Source organism: uncultured Thiocystis sp. (assembly GCF_903866365.1).
Lineage (GTDB): Bacteria > Pseudomonadota > Gammaproteobacteria > Chromatiales > Chromatiaceae > Chromatium.
This window is the reverse complement of sequence record NZ_CAIPNF010000438.1, coordinates 1-23,371: the sequence shown is the minus strand read 5'-3', so window position 1 is coordinate 23,371 and position 23,371 is coordinate 1. Positions and strand designations below refer to the sequence as shown.

Annotated in this window: 17 protein-coding genes and 1 pseudogene; 5 read left to right on the top strand and 13 right to left on the bottom strand. The window is 63.0% G+C overall.

Annotated features, from left to right (window positions below; all coding sequences use genetic code 11):
- Positions 1–63: 63 nt before the first annotated feature.
- Positions 64–600, top strand: a pseudogene (locus QZY07_RS23840) (transposase); the annotation flags it as partial.
- A 47-nt stretch (positions 601–647) separates the two neighbouring features.
- On the top strand, positions 648–815 hold the full coding sequence (locus QZY07_RS23835) for a hypothetical protein (RefSeq protein WP_295408335.1): 168 nt from the start codon (positions 648–650) through the stop codon (positions 813–815).
- 108 nt (positions 816–923) lie between these two features.
- Here QZY07_RS23835 and pckA read toward each other — a convergent pair whose 3' ends face one another.
- The 10 genes from pckA to QZY07_RS23785 form a co-directional block, all read right to left on the bottom strand.
- The gene (gene pckA / locus QZY07_RS23830; RefSeq protein ID WP_295408333.1) at positions 924–2,528 is read right to left on the bottom strand and encodes a phosphoenolpyruvate carboxykinase (ATP); all 1,605 of its coding nucleotides are present in this window, start codon (positions 2,526–2,528) and stop codon (positions 924–926) included.
- Positions 2,529–2,749: 221 nt separating this feature from the next.
- A complete protein-coding gene (locus tag QZY07_RS23825) occupies positions 2,750–3,019 on the bottom strand; it encodes a hypothetical protein (protein WP_295408331.1) in 270 nt (89 codons plus the stop codon).
- 94 nt (positions 3,020–3,113) lie between these two features.
- Entirely contained in the window at positions 3,114–3,713 is a 600-nt protein-coding gene (gene coaE / locus QZY07_RS23820) for a dephospho-CoA kinase (protein WP_295408329.1), read from the bottom strand.
- An 86-nt stretch (positions 3,714–3,799) separates the two neighbouring features.
- Positions 3,800–4,702: an A24 family peptidase gene (locus QZY07_RS23815; RefSeq protein ID WP_295408327.1), complete on the bottom strand. Its 903-nt coding sequence runs from the start codon at positions 4,700–4,702 to the stop codon at positions 3,800–3,802.
- A gap of 5 nt (positions 4,703–4,707) precedes the next feature.
- Positions 4,708–5,961, bottom strand: coding sequence for a type II secretion system F family protein (locus QZY07_RS23810; protein ID WP_295408325.1), 1,254 nt, complete (start codon positions 5,959–5,961; stop codon positions 4,708–4,710).
- Between the two features lie 20 nt (positions 5,962–5,981).
- Positions 5,982–7,697, bottom strand: a complete 1,716-nt coding sequence (pilB, locus tag QZY07_RS23805; protein WP_295408322.1) for a type IV-A pilus assembly ATPase PilB — start codon at positions 7,695–7,697, stop codon at positions 5,982–5,984.
- A gap of 16 nt (positions 7,698–7,713) precedes the next feature.
- Positions 7,714–8,547 carry an NYN domain-containing protein gene (locus tag QZY07_RS23800; RefSeq protein ID WP_295408320.1) on the bottom strand — a complete coding sequence of 278 codons (834 nt, stop codon included), beginning with the start codon at positions 8,545–8,547 and terminating at the stop codon, positions 7,714–7,716.
- Positions 8,548–8,808: 261 nt separating this feature from the next.
- The gene (gene acs, locus QZY07_RS23795) at positions 8,809–10,755 is read right to left on the bottom strand and encodes an acetate--CoA ligase (RefSeq protein WP_295408318.1); all 1,947 of its coding nucleotides are present in this window, start codon (positions 10,753–10,755) and stop codon (positions 8,809–8,811) included.
- Positions 10,756–11,018: 263 nt separating this feature from the next.
- Positions 11,019–11,696 carry an exonuclease domain-containing protein gene (locus QZY07_RS23790; RefSeq protein WP_295408316.1) on the bottom strand — a complete coding sequence of 226 codons (678 nt, stop codon included), beginning with the start codon at positions 11,694–11,696 and terminating at the stop codon, positions 11,019–11,021.
- 22 nt (positions 11,697–11,718) lie between these two features.
- A complete protein-coding gene (locus tag QZY07_RS23785; protein WP_295408314.1) occupies positions 11,719–13,584 on the bottom strand; it encodes a putative nucleotidyltransferase substrate binding domain-containing protein in 1,866 nt (621 codons plus the stop codon).
- Between the two features lie 242 nt (positions 13,585–13,826).
- Between QZY07_RS23785 and QZY07_RS23780 the strand changes: the two genes are divergently transcribed.
- Entirely contained in the window at positions 13,827–15,401 is a 1,575-nt protein-coding gene (locus QZY07_RS23780) for a glycosyltransferase family 39 protein (protein ID WP_295408311.1), read from the top strand.
- 81 nt (positions 15,402–15,482) lie between these two features.
- Here QZY07_RS23780 and QZY07_RS23775 read toward each other — a convergent pair whose 3' ends face one another.
- The 3 genes from QZY07_RS23775 to QZY07_RS23765 all read right to left on the bottom strand — a co-directional run bounded on the left by QZY07_RS23775 (position 15,483) and on the right by QZY07_RS23765 (position 19,686).
- Positions 15,483–16,730, bottom strand: coding sequence for a bifunctional alpha/beta hydrolase/OsmC family protein (locus QZY07_RS23775; RefSeq protein WP_295408309.1), 1,248 nt, complete (start codon positions 16,728–16,730; stop codon positions 15,483–15,485).
- A 124-nt stretch (positions 16,731–16,854) separates the two neighbouring features.
- The gene (locus tag QZY07_RS23770) at positions 16,855–18,873 is read right to left on the bottom strand and encodes an ATP-binding protein (RefSeq protein WP_295408307.1); all 2,019 of its coding nucleotides are present in this window, start codon (positions 18,871–18,873) and stop codon (positions 16,855–16,857) included.
- Between the two features lie 24 nt (positions 18,874–18,897).
- Positions 18,898–19,686: a substrate-binding domain-containing protein gene (locus tag QZY07_RS23765; RefSeq protein WP_295408305.1), complete on the bottom strand. Its 789-nt coding sequence runs from the start codon at positions 19,684–19,686 to the stop codon at positions 18,898–18,900.
- 109 nt (positions 19,687–19,795) lie between these two features.
- Between QZY07_RS23765 and QZY07_RS23760 the strand changes: the two genes are divergently transcribed.
- Positions 19,796–21,154, top strand: a complete 1,359-nt coding sequence (locus QZY07_RS23760) for a phosphatase PAP2 family protein (RefSeq protein WP_295408303.1) — start codon at positions 19,796–19,798, stop codon at positions 21,152–21,154.
- Positions 21,155–21,343: 189 nt separating this feature from the next.
- Positions 21,344–23,164: an asparagine synthase (glutamine-hydrolyzing) gene (gene asnB / locus QZY07_RS23755; RefSeq protein ID WP_295408300.1), complete on the top strand. Its 1,821-nt coding sequence runs from the start codon at positions 21,344–21,346 to the stop codon at positions 23,162–23,164.
- The last annotated feature ends 207 nt before the right edge of the window (positions 23,165–23,371 follow it).

The window sequence follows — 23,371 nt, the reverse complement described above, 5'->3', positions numbered from 1 at the left end:
TCAGTGACTCGTTTCGCGTTTCGATATCGTCTCCAGATCTTTGTAAGATCATATAATTAATAGATTTTTCGACCTTCCCGGTTCCTACTCAGATCCCAGAGAGCCTTAAAAACTCGAAGATCGAGTTTCAAGAAAAAGGGGCGGTCCGGCGACAGCTTCCGCTACCCCCAGGGCTACAAGCTCGACCAGGCTAACGACCGCTTGTTCCTGCCTAAACTGGGTTGGCTGCGCTACCGCAACAGCCGCGAGGTGCTCGGCACGGTGAAAAACATCACCGTCAGCCAGTCGGGCGGCAAGTGGTTCGCGTCGATCCAGACCGAGCGCGAGGCGGAGATCCCTGTTCACCAGGGCACGGTCGTCGGGATCGACATGCGCATTGTCCGCTTTGCCACCTTGAGCGACGGCGCGGTGTTCGAGCCCCTTAACAGTTTCAGGCGCCAGGAACAGGCACTGGTGAAGGCGCAGCGCGCCATGAGCCGCAAGGCCAAGTTCAGCAACAACTGGAAGAAGGCGAAAGCCCACGTCCAGCGCATCCATGCCCGCATCGGCAACGCCCGCCGCGACTACCTGCACAAGACCACGACCACGATCAGCAAAAACCACGCATCAGCAACGCCGGCCATCGTCATCTGCGTCAGGCGCTGTACATGCCCGCGTTGAGCGCGGTGCGCCATGATGAGCACATTCGGGGTGATGACCGTCATCTGACTGAAGACCGTGGACTGAAAAAACTCCAGGTCATCTGCGCGGTGATGCGTCAGCTCCCGCATGCCATCCATGGCATGTTCAAGACCCAGCAGCCGTTCGAGGGGTAAGGCTTCTATGTCCTTCCCTATGGGTGCTGGAGTCATCAATTCATTTGATGGGCTGGAGCAAAAAAGACTTGCGTCGGAACTGAATATCTAACTTGCTGACCACTGAAATCAACCCGCCAGCGGTCCCGCGGCCTTGATGCGCTCGTCGACCTGATCCGCGAATTTGGTGAAGTTTGTCTTGAACATTGCGGCGAGTTTGCGCGCCTGGGTGTCGTAGGCGGCGGTGTCCTTCCAGGTGCCGCGCGGGTCGAGAATCCCCGGCGGCACGTCCGGGCAGGTTTCGGGAACCTGGAGACCGAAGATGGGGTCGAGCCGGGTCGGTACCGCGTCCAGTTTGCCGTCGAGGACCGCGTTCACCATGGCGCGTGTATGCGGGATCTTGATGCGGTCGCCGACCCCGTAAGGGCCGCCGCTCCAGCCGGTATTGATCAGCCAGACGCAGGTGCCGTGCTCGGTGAGCCGCTTGCCTAATAGTTCGGCATATTTCTGCGGATGCAGCGGCATGAAGGGTGCGCCATAACAGGCGCTGAACACCGGCGAGGGTTCGGTGACGCCTTTCTCGGTCCCGGCGACCCGTGCCGTGTAACCGGAGATGAAATGGTACATCGCCTGCTCGGGCGAGAGCCGCGCGACCGGGGGCAGCACGCCGAAGGCGTCGCAGGTGAGGAACAGGATGGCGCTGGGGTGACCGCCAAGACCGCTCTCGCTGGCGTTCGGAATGGCGCTGATGTGATAGGCGCCGCGGGTGTTCTCGGTCAGCGACTCGTCGTCCAGATTCAGCCGGCGATCCTCGGACTCGACCGTCACGTTCTCCAGTACGGTGCCGAAGCGTTGGGTCGTAGCGTGGATCTCGGGTTCCGCCGTGGGCGAGAGACGGATCATCTTGGCGTAACAGCCGCCCTCGAAATTGAAGATGCCCTCGTTACTCCAGCCGTGCTCGTCGTCGCCGATCAGGGTACGCGCGGCATCCGCCGAAAGCGTGGTCTTGCCGGTCCCGCTGAGCCCGAAGAAGAGCGCGGTCCGCCCGTCGGGGCCGATGTTGGCCGAGCAGTGCATCGGCAGCACATCGCGGAAGGGCATCATGTAGTTCATGACGGTGAACAGCGATTTCTTGATCTCGCCGGCGTAGCTGGTGCCGCCGATCAGCACCAACCGCTTGGCGAAGTTCACCATGATAAAGGTTTCGGTGCGGGTATTGTCCAGCGAGGGAATGGCATGGAAACGCGGCGCGTCGATGACGGTGAACTCGGGGATCAGATGATCGAGCTCGTCGCTGCTGGGCTGAATGAAGAGGTTGCGCGCGAACAGACTGTGCCAGGCATATTCGGAGACGATGCGCACCGGCATGCGGTAGTTGGGATCGGCGCCGATGTAGCAGTCCTGTACATAGACCTCCTTCATTTGCAGATAGGAGGCCAGTCGATGATGGACCAGATCGAAGTGGGCCTCGTCGATCGGCCGGTTGATCTCGCCCCACCAGATGTGCTCCTTGCTGCCGGGCTCCTCGACGACAAACTTATCGTTGGCCGAGCGGCCGGTGTGATGCCCGGTCCGCACGACCAGCGGCCCCATGTGGGACAGCACGCCTTCGTGCGCCCTCAGGGCCTGTTCGTAGAGTGCGGGGGTGGGAAGATTCCAGTAGATGGTATCGAGGTTGTAAAGGCCATGATGATCGAGCGAATGCTCGCTGTGGGCGCGGCCGGTAATACGCATTGCTAGGGCTCCATCGGGGAGTGGGTGAAACATGGGGGGCGATCAAAACAGTCGGTCGATGGGTGTCGAGACTACACCATAATTGCCAAACGCTGAACCACGAATGAAGTTCCTCGATTCGGCGGTAATCCTGCCGGTGCGGTTAGATTGCCTGACGATGCGTGGTGGCCGAGAGACAAGCGGCGGCCGATCCCGCACAGGATCGGCCAGATTTCAGGCAGCTAAGGCTTGCTCGGGCTGTCGACGGTCTTCGCCGGTTCGATGGCGGCCTCTTTTTTCTTCGGCAGTGCTCGGCAGTGGCTTGCGACCTGGACGTCGTCCTTGCGCGTGTAGCCGGTCTGCCAGCGGCATTCCGCATTCGTTTCGCAGGTGGCCTGCTCCAAACCTTTGCAGGCTGATTCGGCGTTGGCCGGTTGCCAGGCCAGTGTCGCGAGGAGTAAGGAAGAGAACAGCGTGATCCGTGCGGAGTCGAGTAAGGTGGTTTGGTGCATTGGTTTTCCTCTTTAAAAAAATCCCTGTGGATATCACGCGACGTTGACTCCATCGCGTGCGTGGGAACATAAAGCGGAAGCGCCAATAAAGCAATTATTTTGATTTGGCGAATTGGAAATAGCGGCGATGGAGATGCCTGACTTGGGAGGACAGCGCGGCGGTATCGCCACTGTTGTCGAGGATGTCGTCGGCGCGGGCGTTGCGTTCCTGGCGAGGACTCTGGCTGGCGACGATCCGCAGAATCTCGTCCTCCGGCAGACCGCTGCGGCGCTTGACGCGCTCGATCTGAACGTGTTCGGGGACATCGACGACCAGGATACGGTCAACGAGGGTTTGCTGGCCGGTCTCGAACAGCAGTGGGATGACGAGCACCGCGTAAGGCGCGTCGAGTGTTGCGAGCCGTTCCAGCATCAGGTTCTTGATGGCCGGATGTAGGATGGACTCCAATTGGGCGCGCTCGGCAGGCGAGCGAAAAATCCGTTCGCGCAAGGCGGCGCGGTCGAGCGAACCGTCGGATTGCAAGATCGATCCCCCGAACACGGCCGCGATGCGTTCCAGCACCGGATGGCCGGCGGCGGTCAGCTCGCGCGACAGGAGATCGGTGTCGATGACGCCCGCGCCGAGCGCGCCGAGTTGCTCGGCCACGGTAGATTTTCCGCTGCCGATGCCGCCGGTCAGGGCGACGGTGAACATCGAAACCGCATCCGGCCTGCTCCGGGGCGTTCGGGTGTCGGCGCGGGGGCGCATGAACCCATCATGGTTAGAGCGGACATGGTTCGCTATCCGAGTCCGCTGATCCGCAGATACGCCTGATTGATCGCGTCGCCCCAGATCAGGCTGATCCAGCCCGCCGCGGCCAGAAAGGGGCCGAAAGGCAGGGGTTTGTCTTTGTGATGGCGACCGACGGCGATCAGGATCAAGCCGAAGAGCGCGCCGGTCAGGGCGGAGAGCAGGATGACTTGGGGTAGGAACTGCCAGCCGAGCCAGGCGCCAAAGAGCGCCAGCAACTTGAAGTCGCCGTAGCCCATGCCCTCCTTGCCGGTGGCGAGCCGGAAGAGTTGAAAGACGGTCCACAGGCTCAGATAACCGGCCACCGCGCCTACGATGGCCGACTGACTGTCGGCGAACAGACCGAACAGGCTCAGGATCAGACCCAGCCAGACCAGCGGCAGGACAATGCTGTCGGGCAGAAGCTGGGTGTCGTAGTCGATCATCGCCAGGGCGATCAGCGCCCAGGTCAACAGCAGGGCTGGCGGCGTTTGCCAGGTCAGGCCGAACTGCATCACGACCGCCAGCGTCAGCAGGGCGGTGAAGCCCTCGATCAGGGGGTAGCGCGGACTGATGCCGACGCCGCAGGCCGAGCAGCGCCCGCGCAGGAGCAGATAGCTCAGGATCGGGATGTTTTCATGGGCGCGGATGCGATGGCCGCAGGCCGGGCAGGTGGAGGGCGGCGCGGACAGCGACAGCCGGGGCGCCTCCGGTTCCGGCGCCGTGGCGTCGGCAGCGGCGCGATCTGCGGCGAGTTCGGCGCAGTCGCGCGCCCAGTCCGCTTCCATGATCCTGGGCAGACGCAGGATCACGACGTTCAGAAAACTGCCGACAATCAGGCCGAACAGGATGGCCACCACGGCGAGCAGCACCGGGTTCTGTTCGAGCAGTTCGATCCAGGCGAATGCGGACATGGCGCTCAAACCACCGACGCGAGTTTGAAGATGGGCAGATACATGGCGACCACCAGACTGCCCACCAGGCCGCCGATGACGACCATGATCATGGGTTCGAGCAGACTGCTCAGGCTGTCCACCGCATTGTCCACCTGTTCCTCGTAGAAGTCGGCCACCTTGCCCAGCATGGCGTCGAGCGAACCCGATTCCTCGCCGATGGCCGTCATCTGGATCACCATGTGGGGGAAGAGGTCGCGCTGGCGCATGGCCAGTTGCAGCGATTGACCGGTGGCGACCTCCTCGCGCATCTTCAGGACGGCGTCCTGATAGACGATGTTGCCGGTCGCGCCCGAGACCGACTGAAGCGCTTCCACCAGCGGCACGCCGGCGGCGAACATGGTGGAAAGCGTGCGCGCGAAGCGGGCGATGGCGGCCTTGTTCAGGATCACGCCGATCACCGGGATCTTCAGGACGATGCGATCGATCGCCTCGCGCATTCCCCGCGAGCGCTTGTAGGCATAGCTAAAGCCGTAGATGATGCCGCCGATGCCCATGAAGAAGGCCCACCACCATTCCTTGAGCAAATCGGAGAGTCCGATGACCATGAGGGTGAAGGCGGGCAGATCGGCGCCGAAACTGGAAAAGAGTTCTTTGAACTGCGGAATGACGAACAGCAGGATGACCACGGTCACGATCACGGCCACCGCGATGACCGCCACCGGATAGAACATGGCCTTTTTGATCTTGCCCTTGATGGACTCGGTCTTTTCCTTATAGACCGCGATTTTATCGAGTAGATTATCGAGAATACCGGCCTGCTCGCCGGCGGCGACCAGGTTACAGACCAGATCGTCGAAATAGAGCGGGTGCTTGCTCAAGGACAGCGCCATGGAGGTCCCGCTCTCGATATCCGCCTTGATGGACAGGAGCAAATCCTGCATCGAGGGATTTTCGTGACCGCGCGCCACGATATCGAACGCCTGGACCAGTGGGACGCCGGCGCTCATCATGGTGGCCAACTGGCGGGTGAAGATCGAGAGATCCGCGCTGGTAATCTTTTTCTTGCCGCTCAACAGCGGCTTGGGCTTCATCTTGACCTTGGTCGCGTTTACGCCCTGGCGGCGCAGATCGGCCCGTACCAGGTTGATATTGGCCGCGCGGGTCTCGCCCTTGACCTTGGCTCCGCGCCGATCCATGCCCTCCCAGGCAAAGACGCGCGCCTTTTCGGCCTCGACCTTGGGTTTCGGTTTGACCTTGCTTGCGACTGCCAGTGCCATCGTGCTAACTCCGCGGTGAATTAATCCTTGGTGACCCGATTGAGTTCTTCCAGGCCGATCAGTCCGGCCTTAACCTTGCGCAAACCGGACTGGCGCAGATCCGAGACCCCCTCGCGCTGTGCCTGATCGGCCAATTGCATGGCGTTACCGCCTTCCAGGATCAGTCGGGTGATGGCCTCCGTCACCTTCATGACCTGAAAAATTCCGACCCGTCCTTTGTAACCTTTGTTGCATTTCTCGCAGCCAACCGGGCCGTAAATCGTCAGTCCTTCGTCGATCTCCGCGTCGGTGAAGCCCTCTTCGCGCAGCGCCTCGCGCGGTAGATCGAGTTTCTTTCGGCAATGGACGCAGAGTCGCCGGGCGAGCCGCTGGGCCATGATGAGCAGCACCGAGGAGGCGATGTTGAAGGGCGGGATCCCCATGTTGGCCAAGCGAGTCAGGGTTTGCGGCGCGTCGTTGGTATGCAGGGTGGAGAGCACCAGATGTCCGGTCTGGGCGGCCTTCACCGCGATCTCGGCGGTTTCCAGGTCGCGGATCTCGCCGACCATGAGGATGTCCGGATCCTGGCGCAGAAAGGCGCGTAGGGCGGACGCGAAGGTGAGACCGGTCTTGGGATTCAGGTTGACCTGATTAATGCCGGCCACCTGGATCTCGACCGGATCCTCGACGGTGGAGATATTGATTTCGGGCTGATTCAAAAGATTGAGCGCCGTATAGAGCGAGACCGTCTTGCCGGACCCGGTGGGGCCGGTCACCAGGATCATGCCATAGGGCTTTTTGATCGCGCTGAGAAATGCCTCACGTTGTTCGGGTTCGAAGCCGAGCGCCTCGATGCCGACCTGCGCCGAGGACGAATCCAGGATTCGCAGCACGACCTTTTCGCCATAGAGGGTCGGCAGCGTATTGACACGAAAGTCGATGTCGCGCGAGCGGCTCAACTTGAGCCGGATGCGCCCATCCTGGGGCACGCGCCGCTCGGCGATGTTCATGCGCGACATAACCTTGAGGCGCGCGGTCAGGCGTCCGGCGGTATTGAGCGGTGGGCTGGCGACCTCGCGCAGCATGCCGTCCTGGCGGAAGCGGATCCGGAAAAATTTTTCGAAGGGCTCGAAATGGATGTCGGAGGCGCCGGCCGCGATGGCATCCACGAGGATCTTGTTGACATAGCGCACGATGGGCGCATCGTCGATATTGGCTGCCGATTCGTCGCGCTGTTCGTCATCCTCTGACGCGATGTCGAGCTTTTCCAGATCCCCATCGACGAATTCGCTGATGGTCGTGGTGTCTTGCGCGTCGATCGCGGTCTCGATCGCTGCGTTCAGCCGGTCTTCTTCCACCAGGATGGCGTCGGTGGAGAGGCCGGTATTGAAGCGAATCTCCTCCAGCGCCTGGTCGTTGGTGGGATCGGACAGCGCGAGGAAAAGACGGTTGCCCCGGCGCAGCAGCGGCAGGGCGCGATGCTTGCGGATCAAACGTTCGTCGACCAGATTCAGGGGCAGATTGCTGAGATCAAAGGCACTGAGATCCAGCAGCGGGACACCGAACTCATGCGAGGCGGCCACCGCGATGCGCCGGCTGTCGAGCAATTTCTGCTCGATGAGATGGCGCACAAAGGCGCGTCCCTGACGGGTCGATTCCTCATAGGCGGTCCGCATCTGCTGCTCGGTCAGCAGATGATCCTTGACCAGTCGCCAGGCCAGTCCAGAGGGTTTGATCGTGGCTTGATCCGTTGACATGGCGTGCCGTTCCTGATTATCGATTCACTGTGAACGCCAACCTGACGTTATTCGCGACCAGCCCATTGTCCTTCTGATCGCTCTCGTTGACATAGAATTCGAGCACGGTTTCCCGGTTCGCGAGCAGGTCTTCGTTGACGTCCTCGGCAAGCTCGTTGGCATGACAGAAGACGCTGGCATAGGGCGAATCCGGTTCGCGCGGGTCGGTGATCCAGAGATTCGGCGAAATGACCGTCATGATGCGCAGAAACCCGTAGCCCTTATCGGCGAACCATTTGGTGCAGACCCCGCGCACGCAGGATCCCGGCTTGCCCCATTCGTTGCGGGGTTCGTAGGAGACGGGGAGCAGGTCGGGGATCAGGAAACCGGAGTAATAGGCATCCACCTGCTGCTGGAGCTGACGCGAGACGTTCTTGAAGCCCATCAATTCGACCCGGCAGCCGGTATTCTGGAGCGCCTCGACGACCTGCAGGAAATCGCCGTCCCCGGTCACCAGCAGTACCTGATCGAGTTTTTGCGCCTGCAGCATGGCATCCACGGCCATATCCAGATCGGCGTTCGCCTTGGTGGTGACATTGCCGGCCTCGTCGGTATAGCGACGCACCAGCTTGACGGTGATCTTCCAGCCGAAGTCCCGGACCATCTGTTGATAGGTCTGCGCCTTCTTGCGATATTCGAGATCCTCGCGCGCCCGCTCCGCATCGAAGGCCATGTAGGTGTTCAGTCGCTGAAGAATGCCGCCCTCGCGGGCCGCGAATCGGCGCAGCACGTCATAACGCATCTGATAGCCGCCGTTGTAACGAACGTTTTCGGCGTCGACGAACACCCCAACTCGAAAATGAGAACTCAAACTAAACCTCGATGATCTAAAAAAAGAGGAAGCCCCGGCGCGCGTTGGCATACCGGGTGCGGTCGCGAACTCCTGTGCGGCATCCGTGCTTCCTGATGTTGGCATGAAGACAAAAAACGACTCTCAATCGTTAACGGCGAGGAGATCGTGTGCCGGCGCCGGCGGTTCCTTCTCAGTGATATGGATTCGATGATGATGGCACTCACGACAGCGATGCGCTCCCAATCAACTGTGGAGCGCATCGCTGACTCAGTGACGGTCTTACTGATTGGCGCGATTCTCGATCAGATCGTTCACCACGGTCGGATCCGCCAGCGTTGAGGTATCACCCAGCGAGTCGATCTCGTTGGCGGCGATCTTACGCAGAATCCGGCGCATGATCTTGCCCGAACGGGTCTTGGGCAGGCTGGGCGCCCACTGGATGATGTCGACGATGGCGATCGGACCGATCTCACCGCGCACCATAGCGACCAGCTCTTTCTTCAGATCGTCGGTTGGTTCGACACCGGCCATCGGGGTCACATAGGCATAGATGCCCTGACCCTTGAGATCGTGCGGATAACCGACCACGGCGGCCTCGGCGACATGCGGATGCAGTACCAGCGCCGATTCGATCTCGGCGGTGCCGAGACGATGGCCCGAGACGTTCAGCACGTCGTCGATGCGCCCAGTAATCCAATAATAGCCGTCCGCGTCGCGGCGCGCGCCATCGCCCGTGAAGTAATAGCCCGGATACTGTCTGAAATAGGTATCGGCAAAGCGCGCGTGATCGCCGTAGAGGGTGCGCATCATCGCCGGCCAGGGACGCGCCAGCACCAGCGCGCCCTCGCCCGCGCCCTCGATCAGGGTGCCTTCCGCCGGATCGACCAGCGCCGGGACGACGCCGAAGAAGGGCCGCGTAGCCGAACCGGGCTTAAGCGGAGTGGCGCCGGGCAGCGGGGTGATCAGATGGCCGCCGGTCTCGGTCTGCCACCAGGTATCGACGATCGGGCAGCGATTGTCGCCCACGACCCGATAGTACCACTCCCAGGCTTCCGGGTTGATGGGTTCGCCGACCGAGCCGAGGATGCGCAGCGACTTGCGCGAGGTCTTCTTGACCGGCTCCTCGCCGGCGCGCATCAGCGAGCGGATGGCGGTCGGCGCGGTGTAGAAGATGGCGACATTGTGCTTGTCGATGACCTCCCAGAAGCGCGACATGTCCGGGTAGTTCGGGATGCCCTCGAACATCAGCGAGGTGGCGCCATTGGCCAGCGGGCCATAGACGATATAGGTGTGTCCGGTGACCCAGCCGACGTCGGCGGTGCACCAGTAGACCTCGCCTTCCTGATAGTCGAAAGTGATCTTGTGGGTCATGGCGGCATAGACCAGATAGCCGCCGGTGGTGTGCAGCACGCCCTTGGGCTTGCCGGTGGAGCCGGAGGTGTAGAGGATGAACAGCGGATCCTCGGCGTCCATCTCCTCGGGCGCGCACTCGGCGGACGCGGTGGCGAGCGCCTCGTGGTACCAGAGGTCGCGGCCCTCGGTCCACTCGACCTTGCCGCCGGTGCGCCGCACCACGACCACTGTCTCGACGTTCGGGCATTCCAGCATCGCCGTGTCGGCGTTCTTCTTCAGCGGGACGTGGCGTCCGCCGCGCACGCTCTCGTCGGAGGTGATGACCAGCTTGCACTCGGAGTCGAGCACGCGATCGCGCAGCGAATCGGGCGAGAAGCCGCCGAAGACGATGGAATGCACCGCGCCGATGCGGGTACAGGCCAGCATGGCGACCGCCGCCTCGGGGATCATCGGCATGTAGATGCAGACGCGGTCGCCCTTCTGGACGCCGCGCGACTTGAAGACATTGGCCAGTTTACAGACGTCCGCGTGCAGCTCGCGGTACGTGATCTTGCGATCCTCGTTGGGATTATCGCTCTCCCAAATGATCGCGACCTGATCGCCGCGGGTTTCCAGGTGGCGGTCCAGACAGTTGTAGGAGACGTTGAGCTTGCCGCCCTGGAACCACTTGATGTGCAGATCGTCGGCCTTGAAACTGTAGTCCATCACCGAGTCCCAGGGCTTGGACCAGGTCAGGAATTGCTCGGCCTGCTCGGCCCAGAAGCCCGCCGGATCGTTGATCGAGCGTTGATACATGACCGCGTATTGCTCGGCGTTGACGTGGGCTTTCGCGGCGATGGCCGCTGGCACTGCATAGACCTTTTCTTCCGACATCGGTGTCGTCTCCTCGGTTCTGGGTTGCGTGTTGATCGGGGTCGGCGGATGCCAGACCTGGCATCCTCGAAGCCGATGATCGGCGAGTACAGTTGCGCTCAACGCTTGCGGACGAAGTTCTGCTTTGCGTGGACAGACCGCCCTGGACTTGTCCCATCGGGGCTGAACGCCCTGACGACGAGGGACGCTGACCAAAGTCGAGGCGCCGCTGCGCTCGCGTTGGCCGACAATACTAAACCGTCGCACTATCGGTATCCAGGCGTTCAACACAGGAAATCGGCGAGAGGAAGACCCCGGCCATCGTCCCGGTAGGCGGCCTGGGCCAGAAAGAGCTCGGCGGCGGCGAGTGCGTCGCTCAAGGCGTTGTGAGCGCCATAGCGGGGAAGATTGTAGCGATTGCCGAGCGCGTGCAGACGCAGATCCGAAACCTTGAAGGGGATCTGCCGGCGCTCGAAGGTGCGCAGGGCCAGCGCCTGGGTGTCGATGATCCGTATCGGCAGCGCTTGCCCCCAGTAGTGTTTGCAGGCATTGGAGAGAAAGATCTGCTCGATGTTGGCGTGGTGGGCGATCATGATTCTGCCCGCCAGCGCCGGCAGCAATTCCGCAATCGCCTCGACGAGTTCGCAGCCCTCGGCCGACTGATCGTCGGTGATCTGATGGATGACCGCGCTCGCCTCCGGAATGGAGCGGTCGATGCGCACCACCCGGTGCCGGGCGGTGGACAGGTCGATGCGGATCCCGCGCACGACGACATAGCCGACGCTCAGGATCAGGTCGCGGCGGCTGTCGAGCCCGGTCGTCTCCAGGTCGATGGCCAGATATTCCAGCTCGCGATAATCCGTTCGCGGATGGGCGAAGGGCTGTTGCAGATAGTCGCGCAAGGGTCCCGGCGGCGCGCGGCGCAGGCGCCAGCGGCGCTTCCAGTCGAGCAATGAAGGCATCGGCGAATTCCCGCTGGGCCGTTCAGGTGAAGCGACCAGCCTGATGCCGCTGCCCCAGCGATTCCTGCATGGTGTTGATCAACAGAAACGCCTCCTTGAGGTGCCCCCGTTCCAGCGGCGACAGCGCGTCCGGCGACACGAAGTTGTCCGCCTTCTGCCCGGCGCGCAGCTGACGCGCCTGATGGCGCATGCGCAGGGTGCCGATGAATTCGAGCGCGTCGATCAGGTTGGCCGACCCGTCCCGGCTCAGCGCGCCGCACTCGGCGGCGGCCTGCAGGCGCTCGATGGTATTGGTCTCGGCGATGCCGGCGGACAGCGCATAGACCCGCGCCAGGTCGATGATGGGGACGGTGCCGCGGTGCTTGATGTCGAAGGTATGGTCATGGTCGCCGCCATGGATCAGCACGATATTGCGGAAAAAGCCCAGCGGCGGACGATTTTTCACCGCGTTCGCGGTGAGGTAGGCGATAAAGATCCGGTTGGACCGGGACTTTTCCAGCATGCGTTCCTGCAATCCGGCATAGAGGTTTTCCGGATCGTGCAGCGGACGCAGATCGAAAAAGACACTGGAGAGCATCAGGGCCATGGGCTCCGGCTTGAAGATCCAGTTCGCGAAGTATTTGTGCCAGATGCGCAGCGGCTGACGCCATTTGAGGTTGGACGCCATCACGTCGCCAGGGCAATAGATGAAGCCGCAGGCGTCAAGACCATCGTTGACGAACTTGGCGAGTGCCGCGAACCAGACGTCGTCCTCGGGCCGGACATGATCCGCGAGCAGCAGCGCGTTATCCTGATCCGAATGGGACGATTGCTCGCGCCGGGCCTGGGAACCGCCCACCAGCCAGGCGTAGGGCACCGGCGACGGGCCAAGATCGGCCTCCGCCAGCTCGATCAGCCGCAGCGTGATGGCGTCCGTGATCGCGCTCACCGCCTGCCCGACATGGTTGGCGGTGGCGCCCCCGGTGATCAGATGGACCTGCAATTCCGAAATTTTCGCGCCGATCCGCGCCAGCGCCTCGACCGATTTGGCACGATGGATGTCCGCGACCAGATAGACCGAATTACTGCTCTGGAAGCGCGTCAAATCGGTGGATGACAGCAGGCCCGCCACACGCCCGCCGTCGAGCACCGGCAGATGGTGGACGTTCAGTCGGGTCATGATGATGAGCGCCTGAAAGCCCAGGGTGTCCATGTCCACGGTCTGTAATTTCTCGGTCATGATCTCGCGCACCGGCCGATCGGTCGGCAAACCGGCGGCGATGCAACGCCCGCGCAGATCGCGGTCGGTGATCATGCCGGCCAGACGCTCCCCGTCCATGACGATCAGCGAGGAGACATGATGCTCGGACATGATCCGGGCCGCCTCGCGGATGCTGGTGTCGGGCGCGGTGACGATGGGGGTGCGATTGACCATGTCCCGCACCTGCACGGTCATGAGTCCGGTGCCGGTGGCCGGCGCGTCGACCATGACATCCAGCGCCTTGCGCAGACGGTTCGAAACCGATTGCTCGAAGTGCTCGGCAAAGGCGGGATAGTCGTGGCATAGTTGCGCCAGATCCGCGCAGGGTAGCGCATAGACCAGCGTATCCTCGACGGTACTCCCCTGATCGCCGGCCTCCTGGGAGGGCTGATGGCATGGCATTTCGCACAGATCGCCCTCGGCCAGCTTGCCGACCAATTCGCCCTGAGGATCGCGCAGCTCGACCGCGCCCTTGCGCAGAAGATACAGATAGGGCTGATCGGCATCGTCCGGCGGAAACGGCGAGCCGCGACGGAGATAGCGTATCGACAGCCGTTTTGGCAGGCGAGCGAGCGTGTCTTCCGGGAGCTGATCAAAGGGCGGATGTTTGGTCAGGAACTCCTGAATCTCGATCAGTTCGATGTCCATCGCGGCACCTTGAATGCTATGGTTGGTCTGGATCTTAACGCGGTTCGTGCCCGAGCGGGCGGCCTATTTGCGGAGCGCGGTTCCCCGTCGACTGGATCGGCCGGCAATGGCCGCGGCTGCGTTGGCGCGCCTTTTCTAACATCGCGCCCGTCGTCAGCGGCGCTGTTCGGCGCGTCACCGTCCTTCCGGGTCGCCAGCGGCAATGCCGAGAGGGGCTTCAACGAGGCAGTAGGTATCGCACCATGACGAACCAACCGCGGACTCGGATGTGGCGACTTCCGCTGATCCTGATTGCCTTCCTGATCGCCTGGCGAATCGCGCTTGCCGCCCTGCTGCCGGTCACCCAGGACGAAGCCTATTATTTCGACTGGGCGCGCCGTCTGGCCTGGGGTTATTTCGATCATCCGCCGGGTGTCGCGTTCCTTGGACTCGGCACGCTGCTCGCGCCGGGCTCGGCGTTCATGGCCCGGCTCGGCGGCCTGATCGCCGGGGCGCTGACCCTGCTGGTGCTCGCCCGCTTCTATCGCAACTGCGGGTTGACGGATCAGCGGGATCTGACGCTCGCGATGATCCTGGCCTTCGCGACCCTGCCCGGACTGGCCGGCGGCGTGCTGACCACGCCGGATACCGCGCTGGCGCTGGGCTGGGCGTTGGCCTTGCACGAGGGCGAGCGCGCGCTGGCCGGGGAGCGCCGGCGCTGGCTGACGGCCGGCGTGGCGATCGGGCTTGGCCTGCTCGGTAAATACACCATGGTGTTGATCGGCCCGATCTTTCTCTGGGCGATCCTGCGTTCTGACTGGCGGGCGCTGCGCACGCCCTGGCCGTATCTGGGCGCGTTGGTGGCGCTGCTGGTGTTCGCGCCGAATCTCCTCTGGAACGCGAACCATGACTGGCTGACGATGCGCTTTCAGTTCGGACATGGTTTCTCGACCGCGATGGGTCCGCTCGCCTCGGCGCCCGCCGACGCCATCGATCCTGCCGGCCCCGAGTCGCCCGGCGAGCGACTCGCAAGCCTGTTCGGCTATCTTGGGACACAACTGGCGTTCTGGGGACTGCTTGGCCTGCCGCTGCTGCTGGCGCCCTGGCTGGCCCGTGGAGGAAAGTCCACTCGGCGAGACGGCGATCCTCAATCCAGCGCCCCGGAACGACTGGCTCAATCTCCGGCGTTCCGGCCTCATGCGCGCGTGCTGCTGAATGCGGCGACCGTCTTTCCGCTGGGCTTTTTTGCTCTGGTCGCGACCATGAGCGACGTGGAGGCCAACTGGCCGATCATGTATCTGCTCGCGGCCGCGCCGCTGGCGGCGGTCTGGTTGCGACGGGTGCGGCGCTGGGCGTTGGCGGCGGCGGCGGCGGCGGTCAATCTGCTGCTGGTCAGTCTCTATGCCGTGCATGCCGCGACCGGCGCGTTTGCGCTGCCCGACAGTCAGAATCGCATCCTGCGCGAGACCCACGGCTTCGCGGAACTGGCGCGGATTGGCGCTGAGCTGGACGCTCCCGTTTATGCGGATCGCTATCAGACCGCGGCCATGCTGCGCTTCTATCGATCCGATCTGGAGACCAGCCAATGGCCCGATCTCACCCGGCCATCCGAATATCTCAGGGGTTGGATCGCGCCACGGGTCGATCCGGAGGCGGTCACCGGTCCCTTCTGGCTGTTGACCCGATTCGGCGCGCCGCCCGCCATTGCGGGCTTTCGCGTCGAGACCCAGCGGACGCTGTTCGACTGCCCGTCAGCGCCCTTGCGGGAAACGCCAGTCTCTCCCTGCCGACATCCGCTGCATCTCTGGTATCTGTATCGTTACATGCCTGCTCCTTGAGGGGATCGCGCATCCTGGATGCTTTGCCATTCCAGCCGCGTCCGTATCGACGCCGGCACGGCGGGTTCTGTCGGACACGGTTTAGATTGGCCCATCCTCCTCATAACAGGTCTGGATCAAGGGGCTTGAGTCCAGCGTGCGGTGCACCGGGCAACGCTCGGCGATCTCCAGCAGCCGTGCGCGTTCTGCCGCGCTGAGATCGCCGTGAATGTTCAGCCGCTGCACGATGCGTTCGCCCCTGCCTGCCGTTTGTCCTCTCTCCGCGCCTTCCAGGACCACGTCGCGCTCGTGCGTCAACCGCACTTCCACGTCGTCGAGACTCAGACCCTTGCGGTTGGCGTACATCCTCAGGGTCATCGAGGTGCAGGCACCCAAGGCCATCAGCAGCAGTTTGTAGGGCGAGGGACCAAGGTCGGAGCCGCCGAACGACTTGGGTTCGTCGGCCAGGCATTGATGCCGTTCGGTATAGAGTCCGCGCAGAAAGCGGGTATCGATTTCGGTGATCAGCACCTCGCCAGGGGCGACCCTGGGCGCGGTGCCGGTGCTGGGCTCGAAGCCGTGACGCCCGAGCCCCAGATAGCGGCTGGCCCAGGCGACCAGGGTTTCGGCGACATATTCGGCATCCTCGCGGTTGCTCAGCATGTGATCGGCCTTGTCGAGCGAGATAAAGCTCTTGGGATGACGGGCGGCCCGATAGATCTTGGCCGCCTCGTCGATGGAGACAATCTCGTCGAGCGGCGAGTGAAAGACCAGGAGCGCGCGATTCAGATCGCGGAGATGGTCGGCGGAGCCGTATTGCGCCAGATCGTCGAGCAGTTGTTGGCGGATCCGGAAGCGACGCAGGCCGATCTGAATCTCGGCCTCGCCGGTAGCCTCCAATTGACCGCGCGCCCCGCTGAACAGGTGCTGCACATGGTCCGGGGTCGCCGGGGCGCCAATCGTCACCACGGCTTCCACCGACGGCAGTTGGTGCGCGGCGGCCAGCACCGCCGCGCCGCCCAGGCTGTGGCCAATCAGCAGCGCGGGTGCCTGGAAATCGGTCTCCAGCTTGCGCGCGGCGGCGAGCAGATCCTGGACGTTGGACGAAAAGTTGGTGTTGGCGAAGTCGCCATCGCTGTTGCCGAGTCCGGTGAAGTCGAACCGCAGCACGGCGATCCCGCGCGCGGCTAGCGCGCGGCTGATGCGGCTGGCGGCGGCGACATCCTTGCTACAGGTAAAGCAGTGCGCGAACAGGGCGTAGCGGGCGGTCGGCACCCGATCAGGCGTTTCCAGGAGACCCGCCAGGGTTTGGCCGGCGGCATTCGGGAATTCGAGTTTGATCCGTGACATTCCAATCTCCCCAGCGTGGTGCTTTTCTCGTGTGGTGGTCGCGCGCGCGTTTCCCTGGAGATCGGGGCTTGCGGCGGACGAATCCAGTTGGCCGATGATGCCATCGGCAGTGGCGGGCGAGCGCTCAGGAGGCGGGCGTGGCGCTGAACAGCCGATGCACTTCGGTGTGCAAGGTGGCCAACCTGACCGGCTTGGAGAGGTAGCCGTCCATGCCGGCGGCGAAACAGCGCTCGCGGTCTTCCTGCATGGCGTTGGCGGTCATCGCGATGATCGGCAGACGGGCCGTGCCCCGAGCGGCCTCCTGCGCGCGGATATGCGTGGTGGCGGTGACGCCGTCCATTTCCGGCATCTCCATGTCCATCAGCACCAGGGCGTAGTCGGCGCTGGCGAGTTGCCGGAGCGCCTCGGCCCCATTGTTGGCGAAGTCATGGCTCAGGCCCAGCCGGTTCAGCATCGCGCCGGCCAATTGTTGATTGACGCGGTTGTCGTCGACCAGCAGCACCCGACCGGCCACGAGGCTGGCGAGCGTCTCCTGTGGGTTGGATGGCGCGGCGACGGCCGCGCACTCCGGGATTGACGCGGCTTCCCGCAACGGGAGCCAGAACCGGAAAACGCTGCCCACATTGGGCGCGCTCTCGACGTCGATCGCGCCGCCCATTGCCTCGATCAATTCCTTCGAGATCATCAGGCCGAGTCCGGTGCCGCCAAATTTGCGCGTGATCGAGTCATCGGCCTGGCTGAAGGGTTGGAACAGGCGGGCGATCCCCGCCGCGTCCATGCCGATGCCGCTGTCGCGGACACTGAAGATCATGCGCTGATCCTCGCGCGCGATGCACAGATTGATGTAGCCATGCGCGGTGAATTTGATCGCGTTCACCAACAGGTTGATGAGAATCTGCCGCAACCGGGTCGGGTCGCCGACGACGAAACGCGGCAGACTGGGATCGATATTGGCGTTAAATTCCAGACCCTTGGCAGTGGCGCGATCGCCGACGATGGTTCTGACCGCATCGATGGCGATGTGGAGATCGAAGGCGATCCGCTCCAGCGTCATGCTGCCAGCCTCGATCTTGGCATGATCGAGCACCGCGTTGATCAACTCCATCAGGTGCTTGCCTGAGTTACCGATGAGGTTGACGTAATTCCGGTGCGAGGGCGCGAGCGGTTCGGCCTCCAGCAATTCGGCGAAACCGATGATGGCATTCAAGGGTGTGCGCAACTCGTGACTCATGCGTGAGACGAATTCGGATTTGGCGCGGCTTGCGCGTTCCGCCGCGTCCTTGGCGATCCGCATATCCTGGGCGCTGTTGGCAAGCTGTCGATTGGCCTGGCCGATGCGCTTGAGGAAGAGCCAGCCGGCCAGACTGGTGAGCAGGATCACGAGGACGACCAGCGAGAGTTCGACCGCCTTGAGGCGATCGCTTTGCAATTGCAGTGCGGTTTCCAGTTTCCGCAGTTGTTCGCTGCTATCGAAGAACAGACGGTTGGCGTTTTCGGCGATGCGCTCGAAATAGGGCGGAATGTGCTTGATGAAGAGGTCGCTGTCGACGTGCAGATCGAAAAAGCCTTGCAGGTCTTCGCGCTCCTGGAACTCCCAGCTTTTGACCAGGATGTCTTCCAGTTCCCGGGTCTTTTCGCCCAGCGTGTCCAGGAGCGGGGCGATTTCGATCAGTTCCATGACATGGCGATCATTGTTCTGGTCGGGCTGATAGGCCACCTCGCGCACCATTTCGTCGCGCCCTTCGAGATTCAGTTGTACCTCGCGCCGGACGGTTCCGCCCTGCTTCAACACGTTCAGATCGTGCCGCAGCTTTTCCATCTGGCCTTCGATGGACAGATTCACCCGTCTCAGCCCGGCGAGATTCGAGGTGGACGCCATCCGGTAGAGGTCTTTTTCGATGCCCTGGATGCCGCGGACGATTTCCTCGCCGATGAATAGTCGCGCTCGTTCGTTGACGCTGCGCGCATTCAGCTCCGCCTGCAGGTCGGAAAAGACCACCCGTAACCCCAGCAACAGGGCCAGACAGAGGATGAAGACGCCGAACAACCAGCGGATGGAGGTGACGGCGACATCCTGAACGACCGGAAGCGCTGTCCGGTCGATGTCGGTTGGGCCGGCGGGAACGCGGCGGGGGTGATCCATCGCCAGTGCGTCGGAGGGGCCGGGTTAGCGGTCGCTCGCGGTCTGGTTGTCGAGGAATCCGTGTTTGCTGAAGATCGCCTGACCCTCGTCCCCTGCGGTAAAGTGCATGAATCGCTCGGCCAGTTCAGGATGCTTCGCGCTGTTCAACTGGATCAGCAGCAGCGCCTGAGGCTTGGCAAGACTCGGGTCGAGGTCGATGACATCGAGGAGGGCGGCATTGTCCGGGAAGAATCCCGTGGCGCGCCAAACCAGGGTGACATCCGCCTCCTGTTTTTTCATGGCGTTCATCAGGCTGCGTGAATCGGGGGCGAGGAAGGCGGCCGCTCTCAAGACCTTTTGATAGATTCCCAGCGCGTCCAGAATCGCCTTGGCTTCCTGGCCGACGCTGCCCGATTCGGCATTGCCGACGATGGCGGTTAGATCCTTGCGCAGGAGTTCGCGCGGATCGGGCTTGACCTGTTTCGGATTGCCCTTTTGCACCATCAAGGCCATCTGATTATAGCCGACGGTGACGAAGTCGCCCAGCAGTCCCTCCGACTGGTGCTTATCGCGGTAACTGGGTTCGCCGGGCAGATACCAATCGCCGACGCCGCTCTTCTTCGCGGACTGATAGAGATCTTCCGAGCCGCCCTGCGCGATGATGATCTTGACGCCTTCGCGCTGCTCGAAGAGTTGGGCGATCTCGGTCATGGGCCGCACCATGGTGATGCCGCAGTAGAGCAGAAGTTCTGGCTGGTCGCCTTGCGCCAAGGCGCTGCCGGCGCTCAGGATGGCGAGGGTCAGGATGGCGAACCGGCGGGAAAATGAGAGCATCGTTTTGGGCCTTCGTGACGTTAGGAATGCGGCGTTTGCGAGTGGACACGACTCCCGATGAGCCAAGCGGAAATCATGGCGGAGGCGGTCTTACAGAGCATGACCCGCGATGGTAGTCGCGATAGGTGCGGTGGGCAAGGCGGGTACCCGCGCCGCGCGCGCGAAGGTCGAGCGTCACGCCTTCGATTGTGATTCGCGTCGCGAATCGTTACCCTCTCGCCTCTTTCACTCCGCCGCCGATCAGGTTCAGGTGCAGACACTCGCCGCCACACGCCGTTACTGGCTGCCCCAGCTCATGGTGCTGATTCTGCTCGCCCTGATCGGCACGCTTCCCTTCTGGTTCACCGATCTGGATCTGCGCGTCGCCTCGCGCTTCTATCATCCTGGCGCCGACGACCCTTGGTTCAAATCCCGCGAGGCACTCTGGCTGTTTTTCTATCAGGCCGCGCCGCTGTTGGTCGGTTTGGTCATGCTCGGGAGCCTGGCGGTGATCGCCGCCGGTTCCATTTGGCCGCGTTACCGACGGGTACGGCTCCATGCCGTCTTTCTGCTCCTCACCGCGCTGATGGGTCCAGGTCTGGTCGTCAACGCTGTCCTGAAGGACCACTGGGGGCGTCCACGTCCGCACCAGACGGTTGAGCTTGGCGGCACCCATGACTATCTGCCCCCGCTGGTCATGGGCGAGGCGGGGAAGGGCAAGTCCTTTCCCTGCGGCCATAGCTCGTCCGGCTTCATGCTCGGCGCCTTTTTTCTGATCTGGCTGCGGCGTCGACCTTGGCTCGCAAGCCTGGCCTTGTTCGGATCGATCGCCTTGGGAACCCTGCTCGGGATCGGTCGCATGACCGCCGGGGATCATTTTTTGTCCGATGTCATCTGGTCCGCCGTCATCGCCTATGGATTGGCCTTCCTGCTCTATTACGTCGTGCTGCGTATTCCGCAACGGGAGGATGCCGCGGATCGACAGGCTCCGACGGCACCGCGTCCCCTGCGCTATCCGGTCGCCACCGCGATTGCCTTTAGCCTTCTGGCGGCGGCCATGCTGTTCGGCATGCTGCTGGCGACACCCGTTCACGAGAACCGCTCCCACGCCGTGATCCCCGGAACCGAGCAACCGCCGCCGCGCACGCTCCGTCTGATCGCCGATGATGCCCAGGTCACGCTTGCCTGGCACGACTGGCCGGACCAATCGGCGCTGATCCTGCTTAAGGGGCGTGGTTTCGGTCTGCCCGGCACACGGGTCCGCGACCAACTGACGATTCAGGATGGCGTGCTGACCTTCAGGATCGACCACTGGGGCTTTTTTACCGAAAAAGACACCACGCTGGTGGTTGGATTGGTCCCGAGCGCCTGGGACCGCATCGAAGTCGAGACCGGAGTTGGCGACATCCGGGTCTACCCGGCACCGCCCGCCGCGCCGGCACTCGATCTGAAAACGGGAGACGGTCGGGTACTGCGAGACATTCGATGAGGGTTAAACCGCGTCCGGAGCCTCTGCGTTGTGATGACGGACAAGGATCTCGCGAGTGCTCCAGGGCGACCGGTGAGACACGTTGTGAAATGATAAAAAACTTTAATCGCGTCAACTCCAAGGTTTGTCGGTTCCCGCGAGGCTGGGGCGATACGCCAACAACGCACGCCCACACGGACGCGATTTAAGATGTGCGGAATCGCCGGTTTCATCCTGCGCGACGGCCAGCGGCCGGACCCCGAGCAACTCGCGTGCATGGCGGCCCAACTCGCCCATCGCGGGCCGGACGATCACGGCATCCACTGCGCCGGCCCGGTCGGTCTGGCGCAGACACGCCTGTCGATCATCGGTCTGACGACCGGGCATCAGCCCATGGTCTCCGCAGACGGCCGGCTGGCGCTGGCGGCGAACGGCGAGGTCTATAACTATCTCGAACTGAACGCGGCCTTGCGCGAGCAGGGCCGCCAGCCGCGCACCGATTCGGACTCCGAGACCATCCTGCACGCCTACGCGGTGCACGGTCTCGGGTTCCTGACCCAACTGCGCGGCATGTATGCCTTTGCCCTGCACGACGCGGACGCCGGGCGCCTGATCCTCGGGCGCGACCGACTCGGGATCAAACCGCTCTTCTATGTCCGTCTGCCCGACCGCATCGCCTTCGCCTCCGAGATCAAGGCGCTGCTGCCGATCCTGCCCGAACGGCCCCAGGTATCGCCCGGCGCGCTGCGCCAGTTCCTGCAAAACCAATTCGCGAGCGGCGAGGATACCCTGATCGCCGGGATCAAACGGATCCTGCCCGGCGAGGCGCTGACGATCGACGTGGATCTGCGTATCGAGCGCCATCGCTACTGGTCCGCGCTGGATATCACACCGCGTGCCATCAACGTCGAGGAGGCATGCGCCGAACTCGATGGACTGATGGACGACGCGATGCGCGAACACCTGCGCTCGGACGTGCCCTTCGGGCTCTTCCTCTCGGGCGGGGTGGACTCGGCGGTTCTCGCGGCCATGCTGCATGCCCACGGCGCGGGCCGCATCAAGAGCTTCTCGGTGGGCTACCGGGGCACCGCCATGGCCCACGAGCTGGATGAGGCGGCACGGGTTGCGGACTATTTCGGGCTGGATCACAGCCCACTGGAACTGGAACTGGGGCAGGTCTTCGCGCGTATCCCGCATAGCATCTGGTGCGCCGACGAACTGATGCGCGACTATGCCAGCCTGCCCACCTCGATCCTGGCCGAAACCGCCGGGTCCGAACTGAAAGTTGTCTTCTCCGGCGAGGGCGGGGACGAGGTCTTCGCCGGCTATGGTCGCTACCATCCAAGATTCGCGGAACGCTGGTTCAAGGCCATGCTGCACCCTGGCAGCGGCGGTTTTCGCACGCACGGACAATGGGCGGGGCAGTGGTCGCGAGGACTGTTCGGCCCGGCGCTGCGGGCGGTCGCCGACGCGGATCGCGCGCCCTTTCTGCGCGCCTGGGGCGAGACGCCCGCGCACTGGTCGGACATGCAGCGACGACAGTACACCGACTTGGTCACGGCGCTGCCGGATAACCTGCTGGTCAAGACCGACCGCCTGCTGATGGGGTTCGGGGTCGAGGGACGGGTGCCTTTCCTGGACCATCGTCTGGTCGAATTCGGTCTGTCGCTGCCGGATGCGCTCAAGGTCCGCCAGCACCAGGGGAAATGGCTGTTGAAACGCTGGGTCGAACCCCGGCTGCCGCCCGGTCATCTGGAACGTCCCAAACGCGGCTTCCATGTCCCGGTCGGCGACTGGCTGCGGGGCGAGGTGGCCGCAGAGGTCGGTCGGCGTCTGGCGCGCAATCGCGGCATCCGCGACTGGTTCCGGGTCGAGTCCATCCCGGCGCTCGTCGCGTCCAGACAGAAAGGGCAGGGCGGCGGGCGCGAACTCTTCGGACTGATGCAGTTCGCCATCTGGCACCGGCTGTTCATCGAACAGCCCGGACTTCGGCCCACGCCGGACGAGGATCCGCTGGAGTGGATCGGGTAGAGACGTCTCTTGTGCTGCTAACCCGAATTATTCATAAAACGGGCGACACTCGTTTAACCAATTGATAAAATTGGTGTTCCGCCAAGAACGCTTCGGAGAAGCCAAACGCGGTCGCCCATGTCCAAGTCTACTCAAGAAACGCTGCGATTTCCTCCCGTCGACGGCTTAAGCGTCCGCGCCGACGTTGACGGCGGGGCGATGTCGTCT

Excerpts from the sequence above, each read along its gene's own strand:
- QZY07_RS23770 (WP_295408307.1), bottom strand. The coding sequence starts at position 18,873 with ATGGATCACCCCCGCCGCGTTCCCGCCGGCCCAACCGACATCGACCGG.
- QZY07_RS23790 (WP_295408316.1), bottom strand. The coding sequence starts at position 11,696 with ATGCCTTCATTGCTCGACTGGAAGCGCCGCTGGCGCCTGCGCCGCGCG.
- QZY07_RS23835 (WP_295408335.1), top strand. The coding sequence starts at position 648 with ATGCCCGCGTTGAGCGCGGTGCGCCATGATGAGCACATTCGGGGTGAT.
- QZY07_RS23775 (WP_295408309.1), bottom strand. The coding sequence starts at position 16,730 with ATGTCACGGATCAAACTCGAATTCCCGAATGCCGCCGGCCAAACCCTG.
- pilB (WP_295408322.1), bottom strand. The coding sequence starts at position 7,697 with ATGTCAACGGATCAAGCCACGATCAAACCCTCTGGACTGGCCTGGCGA.
- QZY07_RS23825 (WP_295408331.1), bottom strand. The coding sequence starts at position 3,019 with ATGCACCAAACCACCTTACTCGACTCCGCACGGATCACGCTGTTCTCT.
- QZY07_RS23810 (WP_295408325.1), bottom strand. The coding sequence starts at position 5,961 with ATGGCACTGGCAGTCGCAAGCAAGGTCAAACCGAAACCCAAGGTCGAG.
- coaE (WP_295408329.1), bottom strand. The coding sequence starts at position 3,713 with ATGTTCACCGTCGCCCTGACCGGCGGCATCGGCAGCGGAAAATCTACC.
- QZY07_RS23785 (WP_295408314.1), bottom strand. The coding sequence starts at position 13,584 with ATGGACATCGAACTGATCGAGATTCAGGAGTTCCTGACCAAACATCCG.
- pckA (WP_295408333.1), bottom strand. The coding sequence starts at position 2,528 with ATGCGTATTACCGGCCGCGCCCACAGCGAGCATTCGCTCGATCATCAT.
- QZY07_RS23760 (WP_295408303.1), top strand. The coding sequence starts at position 19,796 with ATGGTAGTCGCGATAGGTGCGGTGGGCAAGGCGGGTACCCGCGCCGCG.
- QZY07_RS23765 (WP_295408305.1), bottom strand. The coding sequence starts at position 19,686 with ATGCTCTCATTTTCCCGCCGGTTCGCCATCCTGACCCTCGCCATCCTG.
- asnB (WP_295408300.1), top strand. The coding sequence starts at position 21,344 with ATGTGCGGAATCGCCGGTTTCATCCTGCGCGACGGCCAGCGGCCGGAC.
- acs (WP_295408318.1), bottom strand. The coding sequence starts at position 10,755 with ATGTCGGAAGAAAAGGTCTATGCAGTGCCAGCGGCCATCGCCGCGAAA.
- QZY07_RS23780 (WP_295408311.1), top strand. The coding sequence starts at position 13,827 with ATGACGAACCAACCGCGGACTCGGATGTGGCGACTTCCGCTGATCCTG.
- QZY07_RS23815 (WP_295408327.1), bottom strand. The coding sequence starts at position 4,702 with ATGTCCGCATTCGCCTGGATCGAACTGCTCGAACAGAACCCGGTGCTG.